The organism is Sphaerisporangium perillae (genome assembly GCF_023276435.1).
In the GTDB taxonomy this organism is placed as follows: Bacteria; Actinomycetota; Actinomycetes; order Streptosporangiales; family Streptosporangiaceae; genus Sphaerisporangium; species Sphaerisporangium perillae.
Map to the genome: position 1 here is coordinate 80489 of NZ_JALLPO010000025.1, position 11841 is coordinate 92329.

The window sequence follows — 11841 nt, forward strand, 5'->3', positions numbered from 1 at the left end:
GCGCGAAGCGGGAGATCACGGTAAGCCGGGGGGCAGAGGCGACCCCCTGGAGGAGCACATGGCAGCCGACCCCGCCGTGCGAGCGAGCGAGGCGTCCGGTGACGTCAGCGAGAAGGACGTGCTGCGCTGGCCCGGCGTGTGGCGCGTGTACATCGCCTCGCGCAGCGAGGAGATCAAGGCGGACGCCGACCGATGCCTGGGCGCGCGTGCGCACGAGCCGGGCCTCGAAGCGCTGCACGCGTCGATCGGACGCCAGCTCGCGACGGCCGCGAGGTACGCCAAGGAGCGGCAGGGATGGCGGCGCTGGCTGACCGGGCAGGCCATCGAGGGCGCCTGGTCCAACATCTACGGCGCGACCATCCTGCTCTACGGGCTGCTCCCGGCGAGCGAGCTGAACGCCCGCGCCCCCGAGGTGCTCGCTACCGGCCGCGCGTACCTGCATGCCGACGACGCCCGGCTCACCCAGCTCGCCGCGCGCACCACCGCGGGCGACATCGACGAGCGGGACCGGTCGTTGCTGCAGTCGGTGCTGAGGGCCGCCTACAGCGCGGCCTCGATCGAGAGCAGCCGGGTGCGCAGCTTCCGCAACCTGCTCCTCGGCGGCGTGGGCCTCCTCACGCTGATCGTGGCGGGCCTGGTGACCATCGGCGCGGTCTGGCCGTACGCGATCCCGATGTGCGGCAACGGCACCCTGCTGGCGAGCTTCGGGCCACGCGGCGACCAGGTGTGCCCGACCGGTAACGGCTCACCGACGCACGGAGACGTGCCACTGGTCGCGCTCATCGGGATGCTCGGGGCGGCCCTCGCCACCGCCACCAGCCTGTCGACCCGCTCGGAGCTGTCCACCCGCTACTCGCTCGCGGTCGCGCAGAACCTGCTCAAGGCGCCCGCGGGCGTGGCGACCGCGATCATCGGCCTGCTGATCCTCAACTCGGGTTTTGTGCCGGGGTTCGGCGGGCTCAGCTCGCAGACCTCGATCCTGGTGTGGGCGATGGCGTTCGGGTACGCCCAGCAGGTGGTGACGCGGCTGGTCGACCAGCGTGCCGACACCCTGCTGCACGCGGCATCGCCGAACGTGCCGACGAACCCGGCCGTACGGTGAATGATCAGCGGTTTTCAGGGCAGCTGTGCAGCGTCGAACCAGCCGGAAGTGTGTGACCGCAAACCGGCCGGCCCGGCATCCTGAAAGGGCTACTGTGGGCGGATAACTTTGCCGCCGTCCGCTTACAAGGCGCGTCATTTCCAGATTTCGAGGAGCCTCATCATATGGTTCGTTACCGCGTGCGCGGTGGCAACGCCCTGCGCGGAACCGCCTTCATCCAGGGAGCCAAGAACGCCGTTCTCCCGATGATCGGTGCGGCCCTGCTCGCCGCCGACGGCCGCACGGTCCTGCGCAACGTGCCCATCATCGAAGACGTCCGGCGGGCCCTGGAGCTCGCCGAGGCCGTGGGCGCCAAGGTGGAGCTCCACGAGGCCGAGCGCACGCTCGTCATCGACGCCTCGCGGCTCACCAGCCCCGTGCTGCCGGCCGAGATCGCACGGCGCTTCCGCGGGTCGGTGCTCTTCGTCCCCGCCCTGCTGCACCGCCTCGGCGAGGCCATCATCGAGGGCGTCGGCGGATGCAACCTCGGCAGCCGCAACCTCGACTTCCACTACCTCGGGTACAAGCGGCTCGGCGCCGTGGTGGACGAGGGCGAGAGCGTCATCCACGTCAAGGCCGCCGGCCTCACCGGCCACCCGCTGTACCTCGACACGCCCTCCCACACGGGCACCGAGAACCTCATCATGGCGGCCGCGCTCGCCAAGGGCACCACCGTCATCGAGAACGCCGCGCTGGAGCCCGAGGTCCTCGACGTCATCGAGATGCTCACCAAGATGGGCGCCCGCATCAGCGGCGGCGGCACCGGCTTCATCACCGTCGAGGGCGTCGACGAGCTCACCGCCGTGGAGCACCGCGTCATGCCCGACCGGCTCGACGCCGGCGTGTTCGCGATGGCCGCCGCCATCACCGGCGGCGAGGTCAACCTCGTCGGCGCGTCCCTGGAGCACCTCGGCGTGGTCCGGTGGAAGCTGGAGCAGATGGGCGTCGAGTTCGCCACCGACGGCGCCGTGCTGAACGTGCGGCGCGACCGGCCGCTGCGTCCGATCAACGTCATCACCGACACCTACCCCGGCTTCGCCACCGACCTGCAGTCACCCATCATGACGGCGGCCTGCCTGGCGGACGGGGCGAGCTACATCCACGAGCGCATCTTCGACGGCCGCTTCGCGCTCGCGGGCGAGCTCAACAAGATGGGCGCGCACATCGAGGTCGAGGGCAACCGCGCGGTCGTCCACGGACCGACCCCGCTGACCGGCACCGACGTGACGGCCCACGACCTGCGCTCCGGCATCGCCCTCGTGCTCGCGGGCCTGGCCGCCGACGGGGAGACCGTCGTCTCCCCCGGCTACCTCATCGACCGCGGCCACCACGACCTCGCGGAGCGCATGAAGGCCCTGGGAGGCGATGTGGTAAGAGAGATTTCCCCTAGGACGTGACTGAGCTCGTAAACCGCCTCTGACCTGTCCATATGACCATCACCCCCATGCCTTACGGGCATGGGAGGGCCGCTTTCCCGCAAATCCGGGCGTGACATTAGTGCCTTGGCGAGCGATCGTTCCAAAGAGGACTAGACCGGATGGGCGACGAACCCTTGCCGGGAACGCCGTGGGCCGCCTTTCAGGCGGCCTGCTCGGCGCCCCCGGCGAGGCGGACTCGACCTGTGGATTTCGCGAGGAAGCCACGCCGGGCGCCCGCCATGCCGGACAGGCCGGTTTCGGGGGTCGCGCGGCGGGCGGCCTCCATCAAAGGTATGGCGGGATGGGACGAACATTGGTCGAAAGGGCCGAAGAAACTCCGCGAGGATCACGTGTGGGCGCGTCGGGCCCGGACCTCACCATCGGGGTGGTGGGGCCTCACGACCTGGTCGAACGCGTGATGCTCATGGGCCACGCGGCGGCCCCGGTTCCGTGCCGGCTGGTCGCCGCGGCCTACCGCGACGAGCAGGAGGCGGCCGACAAGGTGGTGCGGCTCGGCCCGGGGGTGGACGCGTGCCTGTTCGCCAGCCCCGTGCCGTACGAGCTGGCCAAGCGTTCCGGCGTGCTGACGATCCCGGCGACGTACGTCCAGCTCGGGGGCCCGGCCCTGACGGCGGCGCTGGCGAGGGCGGCGATGGACGAGCGCATCGACCCGCGACGGGTCAGCGTCGATCTGCTGAGCCGCTCGGACGTCGAGGAGGCCTACGCCGACCTCGGCCTGCCCACCGGTGGGGTGCAGACCCGCGAGGAGCCGGGGGCGACCGGCACCGTCGCGGCCTACCACGAGCGCCTCATCCGTCAGGGCAGCACGACCGGAGCGCTGACCTGCCTCCCTGCGGTCGCCGACCGGCTGTCCGCGGCCGGCGTGCCGACCGTGCGCGTGCGGCCGACCTCCGCGGCGGTCCGTACGGCGCTGCACACCGCGGCGCTGCTCGGCGCCCATCACAGGCTGGAGGAGTCGCAGCTCACGGTGGTGCTCATCGAGGTGCCGACGTTACGCGAGCCCGTACGGCGGGCGGCACCTAGGTACTGGCGTGACGAGCTGCGGCTGTCCCTGCACCGGTTGCTGGTGCAGGAGGCCAACCGGATGAACGCCGCCGTATGGGCGATCGACGACCACAGCTATCTGGTGACGGCGACGCGCGGCTCCATGGCCGCGGCCACCGATGGCTTCCGGGTCCTGCCCTTCGCCGCGCGCATCCGCGACGAGCTGGGGCTGGCGGTGGAGGTGGGCGTCGGCATGGGCCGCACCACCCACGACGCCGAGACCCACGCCAGGGCGGCGCTGGCCCGTACGCAGGCGGGCAAGCAGCCGCAGGGGTTCGCCGTGGACCGCGAGGGCCGCACGCTCGTGCCCGCTCCCCGGATGCCTCCCCAGGCGCCGGGACAGGGCAGGCCGAAGGGCGTCGAGGTGCTGGCGCGGCTGGCCGCGAAGCTGGAGGGCGGCGACACGATAGTGGACGCGGAGAGTGCCGGGCGGATGCTCGGAGTGACTCCCCGCACGGCTCGGCGGCTGTTGCGCACGCTGGTTGACGAGGGACTCGCGTGGCCGCTTCCGCCGAATCGCACTCCCCAGCCGGGCCGTCCCCGACAGCTGTACCGCCTCATCGTGGAGAAGCTCGGCCCCCGATGAATCCTTCCCCGGGCCGCCCGCGTGGGGCGGGCGGCCCGCGGGCGGCGTCCTGGTTCCGGGATACCGGCGGGGCACCGGGGCGTTTGTGGACATCGCACGAGGTATCCGAAGGTTCGTGACCGCTTCGGCGCGTTTCAGGGGCGTCGGCGGGAGTGTTTTCCACAGGGTGTGGACAACTCCGCCTGATTGGACTTCATGCCATTCTCGTGGGCCAGATGCGGAAATGTGATGCGCGGAGCCCCCTTGTCGGCCGAGTTATCCACATGATGTGGACAAACCTGTGATAGTGCCGCGACCGCTCGCATCTCAGGGTCTGAAACCCGCGTGTGATATGTCCGGGTAGCCCGATATTGTCATGAGTCATGGGGCAGAACACTCGTGACATCAAGGTATGGGCGGCACTCGCGGCGGTGTACGTCGTCTGGGGGTCGACCTACCTCGGGATCAGGCTCACGATCGACACCATCCCCCCGATGCTCAGCGGCGGCCTGCGCTTCATCGCGGCGGCCCTCATCCTCGGCACCGTGCTCGCGATCCGCAACGGGCCGGCGACCCTGCGGATGACCGGACGGGAGTTCTGCGGCGCAGGGCTGGTCGGCCTGCTGCTGCTGACCGGGGGCAACGGCATGGTGGCCATCGCCGAGCAGCACATCTCCTCCGGGCTCGCCGCGCTCCTGGTCGCGTCGGTGCCGCTCTGGCTGGTGGTCTTCCGCGTGCTGGCCCGCGACCGTCCCCATCTGCTGTCGCTGACCGGCGTGCTCATCGGGTTCTGCGGCGTGGCGGGACTCTCGCTCACCGGCGGCGGATCGTCGAGCCCGCTCAGCATCGTGATCATCCTGATCGGGTCGCTCTCCTGGTCGGCCGGCTCGTTCCTGTCGGGCCGGCTCCCGATGCCCAAGGACCCGTTCGTGGCCAGCACGGTGGAGATGGCCGTCGGCGGCGCCGGGCTCCTGGTGGCCGGCACGGCCTTCGGCGAGCGCATGCACCTCGGCACGGTCAGCACGAGCTCGTGGCTCGCTCTCGCCTACCTCGTCCTGGTCGGCTCGCTCGTCGGCTTCACCTCCTACATCTGGCTGCTCGGGAACGCGCCGATCTCGCTGGTGTCCACCTACGCGTACGTCAACCCGGTCGTGGCGGTGCTCCTCGGCGTGCTGGTGCTCGACGAGCGGGTCACCGGGCAGATGGTGGGCGCCGGGCTCATCATCGTCGTCGGGGTCGCGCTGGTCGTCTCGACCGAACGCCACGGCCGCCGCCCCGAGACGCGGGCCCCTTCGGGTGAGACGCAACTCAGCCGCACCTGAGACGCCCCCAGGCGCCGCCACAGGGCTTCGCACAGGTCGGGACACACGGGGAGACCGGGAGCACACCAGAGGGCTCTGAGGCGGATCAGGACCTCAGAGCATGATGGGGCGCGCGGGGTCTCTAGCCCTTGATGAAGGCCTCGGCCGCGGCGAGAAAGGTGTCGTTGGCCTCCGGCGAGCCGATGGAGACGCGGGCGCCCTCGCCGGCGAACGGCCGCACGGCCACGCCGTCGATCGCGCATCGCTCGGCGAAGTCCATCGTGCGCTCGCCGAGCCGCAGCCAGACGAAGTTCGCCTCGGTGGGCGGAACCTCCCACCCCTGGCCGATCAGCGCCTCGCGGACGCGCGTGCGCTCCTTGACGACCGTCTCCACCCGCTCCAGCAGCTCGTCCTCGGCCGCCAGGGAGGCGATGGCCGCCGCCTGCGCGATGCTGTTGACGGCGAACGGCACCGTCACCTTGCGCACGGCCGCCGCGACGGGCTCGTGGGCGACGAGGTAACCGGCCCGCAGGCCCGCCAGGCCGTAGGCCTTGGAGAAGGTGCGCAGCACGGCGACGTTCGGCCGGTCGGTGTACAGGGCGAGGCCGTCGGGCACGTCGGCGTCGCGGATGTACTCACGGTAGGCCTCGTCGAGCACCACCAGCACGTCACCGGGGACCTCGTCGAGGAAGGCCGTGAGCTCGGCGGTGCGGTTGACCGTGCCGGTCGGGTTGTTGGGGTTGCAGACGAGCACCATGCGTGTCTCGGGAGTGATCGCCGCCGCCATCGCCCGCAGGTCGTGGGTCTCGTCCGCCAGGGGCACCCGCACGGAGGTCGCCCCGGCCAGGTCGGCGAGCACGGGATAGGCCTCGAAGGAACGCCAGGCGTACACGACCTCGGCCCCGGGCTCGCTCACGGTCTCGAAGAGCTGCTGGGCGACGGTCACCGAACCGGGGCCGAGCGCGACGTGCTCCGGAGGCACGCCGAGGCGCTCAGCGAGGGCCTCGGTGAGACGCACGCACGCGGGATCGGGATAGCGGTGGACCTCCCGCACGGCGGCGGAGATCGCCTCCACCACCGAGGGCAGCGGCTCGTAGGGGCTCTCGTTGGACGACAGCTTGAACGACCTGCCGTCGGCGGAGATCACGGACTTGCCCGGCCGGTAGGCGGGCAGCTCATCGAGGATCGGGCGGAAACGCGGCATGGCCATACCTTATGACGCGGCGCCGCCCCCCGGTTCGGCGACCGTGCCGCCCTGTGGACGACCTGTACCGTGCGAGCCGCTATCCGCCGAGGCGCAGCATGGGAGGGTGGAGCAGCTCGGCGGGGCCCCGGCGGTACAGCATGGCCGGCCGGCCGCCGTCACGGGTGGTCGTGCGGCCGGTGGGGACCAGGAATCCGTCGGCCTTGGTCACCTTGCGGTGGAAGTTGCGCGGGTCGAGGGGACGCCCCCAGACGATCTCGTACACCCGGCGCAGATCGGCCACGGTGAACTCCTCCGGGCAGAAGGCGGCGCCCAGCGAGGTGTACTCCAGCTTGGCGCCGGCCCGCTCGATGCCGTCGAGCACGATGCGGCGGTGGTCGAAGGCCATCACCTGCAGCGAGGACACCGGCTGCCAGCTCATGTGCGCCTCGGTGGGCGCGGGCAGGTCGGGCGCGAGGCCGAGGTAGGCCACGCTGACCACGCGCTGGCGCGGGTCGCGGTCGGGGTAGCCGTAGGTCTGGAGCTGCTCCAGGTGGACGGGGGCGCCGGGCAGCCCGGCGCGCTCGGCGAGGACGCGCGCCGCGGCGGCGGGCAGGTCCTCCTCGAGCTGGATGAACCCCCCGGAGAGCGCCCACCGCCCCTCGTACGGCGGGCGGTCGCGCCGCCAGACGAGCGCGTTGAGCTGCTGGCAGCGGACGGTGAGCACGACGAGATCCACACTGACAGGAATGCGCGGGACCAGCGGGACCATGGGACGCACGTTACACCGGTAACGGAGGGCCGAAGACCGTCATGTCCCTCTATTGAGGTACACCGGAGCGTTGCTCTGCCGCCCGTCGGTGGAGGTCACGTCCACCCGGATCCAGGCATCCTGCGGCACCGACGACCAGTCGACCGGGACCCAGATCTTCCGCACCGCGCCGGGCAGTCCCGGGATGGGCGCGGGGTCGGACCATCCGACGCTCGCGGAGTCGATCACTCGCGGCTCCTTGGCCCCGTACCAGCTCAAAGTGACCTTGCCGCCGGTCAGGTTGTAGCCGCGGACCTCGATGCCGTTCTGGATGCCGCGCTTGGAGAGGATGGCCTGGATGGGGATGGGCCGGTCCCAGTCCTTGGCGACCTGCTCGGCGAGGGTCGGGGTGCCGCAGGTGAAGAAGCTGCTCCACTTGTAGGAGATGATCTTCGAGACGTACGGCCCCACGAACGCGACCGCCGAGTCCAGGCGCTTCTTGTCCGTGGTGCCGCGCTTGCCGCCGGCCTCGCAGGCGCCGTCGCCCTTGGGTTCGAACGCCTCGACGTTGGCCCACAGCTCGACGTCATCGCCCTCGGCGCGCAGCTCCGCCAGCGCCTCCGCCATCGCGCGGTAGTAGTCGCGCGTGGCCCCGTAGTACGCCTTGCCGTAGGAGGTGTCGCCCACCACGGGCTTGAGCCGCTCGTCGACCGGCTGGCCCTTGAGGTTCGGCCAGAACAGGCCGACCTTGCCGGTGCCGCGGCTGTCCTGCGGGGCGACGATGCCGACGCCCGTGCGCGCGAGCGCCTTGAACCCGGCCTTCACCTGGGCGGGCGTGGAGGTGAACTTCTTCTCCCTGCGCGCGTCCAGGTAGGGGCTGACGAGGATCGGCTTGCCGGGAAGCTCCTGCTGAACGATGTCGTGCTGCTCGGCGTAGACCTGCAGGGTGGGCACCTGCGAGGGGTCGGGCCAGTCCCTGATCTGCAGCTCGAAGGGCTGGTAGACGCCGCCGAGGGAGGTGCGGTCCTTGAAGCGGTCACCGTAGTCCTGCAGGATGCGCCGGGTCAGCGTGGTGAGCGTCCCGATGTGCCGCTGGTCGGCCCGCGTCGGCTCGAGGCGCTCGCGCGGCGCGACCGGCAGCGCGGGGAAGACCTTCATCGCGAAGCGGTCGGCGAGGTCCAGGATCTCCGTCAGGCTGTCCTTGGTCGCCCCGTCGACGAGGATCAGGTGATAGCCGACCCCCTTGGAGGTGAAGTCGCAGCTCGGATTGTCCGAGCCGTCGTCGGGCGTGATGATCCGGTAGAACACCTCGTTGCCCACGGTGATGGTGTGCTCCATCTCCGGGCAGCGGAACAGGTCGGGCCCGAACGCCTCGTCGGTCCGGTAGACATAGGTCCAGGTGACGCGGTTGCCGGGGTTGGCGGCCTTCAGGGCGGACTCCGCGGCCTGCACGCAGGTCAGTCCGTTCTCCTCGCACTTGGCGAAGCGCGGGTCGGGCTGGTCGCCCTGCGTGTCCAGCACGTGCCCGTCGCCGTCGACGGCGCGCGGCTGGAGTCCGAACCCGAGGCGGACGACGGTGTCCCCGCCGGCCTGGTGGATGGCCTGGAGCTGGCTGCGCCAGGTGCAGTGGTCGGAGGTCGGCACGAGCCAGTAGCCGGTCACGGCGTACGGGGTCGGGGTGGTGGTGTCGAAGGTTCCGCAGGGGTCGCTGAACACGCTGGTCGAGGGCGTGGGGCTTATCGTCGTCGGCTTTGGCGCCGGTGTCGTCGCGGCGGTCTGGGAACCGCCTCGGGAATCCGGCAGGACGATGACGAGGGCCGCGACAGCAGCCAGGAGGGCCGCTCCCAGGAGCAGAGTGAGGCCGCGCACCTTCAGGAGATTACCGTCCTTATGTTGTGGCCCTGATAAATATCCATCAGCGCCGCATGCCCTACGGGCACGGCGCTCAGGGACCTACTTCTTCACACCCGCCCAGGCTTCGAGCTGGGACACGAACCGCCGGGCGGAGTTCGGCCAGTGGTGGTTGGCCCGGGCGGCGGCGTAACCGCGCGCCCCCGCGGCCCGGCGCTCCTCGGGATCGTTCCGGAGGCGCAGGACGGCGCGCACGACGGCCTGTGGATCGCGCCAGGGCACGACCACGCCGCTCTGGTAGCGCTCCACCAGTTCCACGGCCCTCGGGGACGGAGTGGTGATCACCGGGATGCCGTGCGCCATGTACTCCACGATCTTGGTGGGCATGGAGTGGCGGTAGTTCGGCTCGTCGTGCAGCAGCGAGAGCCCGGCCAGCGCCCCGTCGAGCCGCTTGAGCGCCTCGTCGTTGGGCATGAAGTCACGCCACTCCAGCACTCCATCGGCCACGGCCTGATTGAGCATCGGCCTGCTCTGCGGGTCGGCGTAGCCGATGAGCTCGACCGCGACGCGGTGCGGCTGGAGCAGCCGGCCCACCTCCACGGCCTCGCGCACGCCCCGCGCCTCCGACAGCCAGCCCAGGTACACCACCCGGTCGTCGGAGGGCTCGCTGACGTGGTCGGGCACCCAGGTCTCGTTCGGCACGACGAGATGCGCCTGCCGGAACCTTCCGGCGTAGGCGGTCTCGGCCAGGAGCAGGTGAAGGTGGCGCTCCGCCGTCCCCTCCAGCATCCGGGCGAGGAAACGCGTCGGCGGGCGCAGGAACGAGGGCAGCCAGGGCTTCAGCGACAGGGTGGCCGGCGTGTCCTCGTGGACGTCCCAGACCACCGGCGGGCGCCGCCGCACGCCCGCGACCGCGAGCAGCAGCTCAGGATCGTGGATCAGCGCCAGGTCGACGTCGTCGCGCATGCTCTTGAACAGCCGGCGCGCCGCCCGCACCGCCGACAGCCGCTTGCGCTCGGCGGCCCTTGGCAGGTCCACCCCCGTGACCCATGACCGCGGCACGACACCGCGGGCGGTGTAGGGCGCGGCGTACGTGACGGCATGACCGGCGTCCACGAGCGCGCGGATCTGCCGGTGCAGGATCCGGGCGTCCTCGGGATGATGGACCACCGTCATGACAAGCACGTGCACGCGCCGACCCTCCGCCCGTCAGAGCCGCTCGACGCGTTCGCCCTCGGAGAGGACGCCCCGGGTGTCGAGAAGTAGATGCGCTCGTTGCTCCACCATGTCCAGATCGAACTCAGAGTGCTGCTGGAGGAGCACGGTCACGTCCGCCCTCTCCACCGCCTCCGCCAGGTCGTCCTCCCGTGGCACTTCGACCCCGTCGACCGTCCACCGCTTGACGTGCGGGTCGGCGAAGACCAGCTCGGCGCCGAGATCGCGGAAGATCCGTGCGATCGGGACCGCGGGGGTCTCGCGCTCGTCGGCGATGTCCGGCTTGTAGGTGACGCCCATCAGCAGGACGCGGGAGCCGTTGACCGGCTTCTTCGCGCGGTTCAGCAGGCGCTGCACCCGCGCCACCACGTACGCGGGCATCCGCTCGTTGATCTCCTGCGCCAGCTCCACGAACCGGAACGGGTAGCCGAGCTTGCGCACCGCGTGGGAGAGGTAAGAGGGATCGACCGGGATGCAGTGACCGCCGACGCCCGGGCCGGGCAGGAACTTCTGAAAGCCGAACGGCTTGGTGGCGGCGGCCTCGATGGACTCCCAGAGGTTCACGCCCAGCTCGTCGCAGAAGATCGCCATCTCGTTGACGAGGGCGATGTTGACGTGGCGGTAGGTGTTCTCCAGCAGCTTGGCCATCTCGGCCTCGCGCGTGCCGCTGACGGTCACCACCTGCTCGACGAAGCGGGCGTAGAACGCCGCCGCCCGCTCGCGGCACGCCTCGGTGTAGCCGCCGACGACCTTGGGCGTGTTGCGCAGGCCGTACTTGGCGTTGCCGGGGTCGATGCGCTCGGGCGAGAAGGCGAGGTGGAAGTCGACGCCGGCGGTCAGCCCCGAGGCCTCTTCGAGGATGGGGCGGACGACATCGTCGGTGGTGCCGGGGTAGGTCGTCGACTCGAGGACGACCAGCGCGCCGCGCTGGAGGTAGCGCCCCACCGACTCGACGGCGCCGCGCACCGCGGAGAGGTCGGGACGGTGGTCCTCGTCGAGCGGCGTGGGCACGCAGATGACGATGGTGTCGCTGCCGGCGAGCACCGACTGATCGAGCGTCGCCGTGAATCCGGCGCCGAGCATGGCGTCGAGATCGGCGTCGCTCAGGTCGTCGATGTACGAGCGGCCCGAGGTCAGGGCATCGACCTTCCGCTGGTCGACGTCGAGGCCGACCACCCGGAGACCCGCGCCCGACGCCTCCTTGGCGAGGGGCATGCCCACGTACCCGAGGCCGATGACCGCGAGATCGTATCCGCTCACTTGGCGACCTGAGGGAGTCCGAAACAACACTGCATGGTGGGAAAGGCTATCTCAACTCCGCACAGATCACGTCTAATGCGATTGAACGCAT

At 70.7% G+C, this 11841-nt stretch carries 9 protein-coding genes; 4 read left to right on the forward strand and 5 right to left on the reverse strand.

Annotation, left to right across the window (positions count from 1 at the left end):
- Positions 1–58 precede the first annotated feature (58 nt).
- The 4 genes from MYF83_RS24390 to MYF83_RS24405 all read left to right on the forward strand — a co-directional run bounded on the left by MYF83_RS24390 (position 59) and on the right by MYF83_RS24405 (position 5511).
- Positions 59–1102, forward strand: a complete 1044-nt coding sequence (locus MYF83_RS24390) for a hypothetical protein (protein WP_248962990.1) — start codon at positions 59–61, stop codon at positions 1100–1102.
- Between the two features lie 164 nt (positions 1103–1266).
- On the forward strand, positions 1267–2538 hold the full coding sequence (murA, locus tag MYF83_RS24395; protein WP_248962992.1) for a UDP-N-acetylglucosamine 1-carboxyvinyltransferase: 1272 nt from the start codon (positions 1267–1269) through the stop codon (positions 2536–2538).
- A 424-nt stretch (positions 2539–2962) separates the two neighbouring features.
- Positions 2963–4210: a GTP cyclohydrolase IIa gene (locus tag MYF83_RS24400; RefSeq protein WP_372500226.1), complete on the forward strand. Its 1248-nt coding sequence runs from the start codon at positions 2963–2965 to the stop codon at positions 4208–4210.
- A 362-nt stretch (positions 4211–4572) separates the two neighbouring features.
- Entirely contained in the window at positions 4573–5511 is a 939-nt protein-coding gene (locus MYF83_RS24405) for an EamA family transporter (RefSeq protein WP_248962993.1), read from the forward strand.
- A 121-nt stretch (positions 5512–5632) separates the two neighbouring features.
- On the opposite strand, the gene hisC is transcribed toward MYF83_RS24405, so the two are convergent.
- From hisC to MYF83_RS24430, 5 genes are all read right to left on the reverse strand, one after another.
- Entirely contained in the window at positions 5633–6694 is a 1062-nt protein-coding gene (hisC, locus tag MYF83_RS24410; protein WP_248962995.1) for a histidinol-phosphate transaminase, read from the reverse strand.
- 79 nt (positions 6695–6773) lie between these two features.
- On the reverse strand, positions 6774–7436 hold the full coding sequence (locus MYF83_RS24415; RefSeq protein ID WP_248963078.1) for an NUDIX hydrolase: 663 nt from the start codon (positions 7434–7436) through the stop codon (positions 6774–6776).
- A 48-nt stretch (positions 7437–7484) separates the two neighbouring features.
- Positions 7485–9293 (reverse strand): DUF4434 domain-containing protein, encoded by a 1809-nt coding sequence (locus tag MYF83_RS24420; RefSeq protein WP_248962996.1) that lies wholly within the window; start codon positions 9291–9293, stop codon positions 7485–7487.
- A gap of 84 nt (positions 9294–9377) precedes the next feature.
- Entirely contained in the window at positions 9378–10466 is a 1089-nt protein-coding gene (locus MYF83_RS24425) for a glycosyltransferase (protein ID WP_248962998.1), read from the reverse strand.
- Positions 10467–10484: 18 nt separating this feature from the next.
- The gene (locus MYF83_RS24430) at positions 10485–11750 is read right to left on the reverse strand and encodes a nucleotide sugar dehydrogenase (RefSeq protein ID WP_308201497.1); all 1266 of its coding nucleotides are present in this window, start codon (positions 11748–11750) and stop codon (positions 10485–10487) included.
- Between the last annotated feature and the right edge of the window lie 91 nt (positions 11751–11841).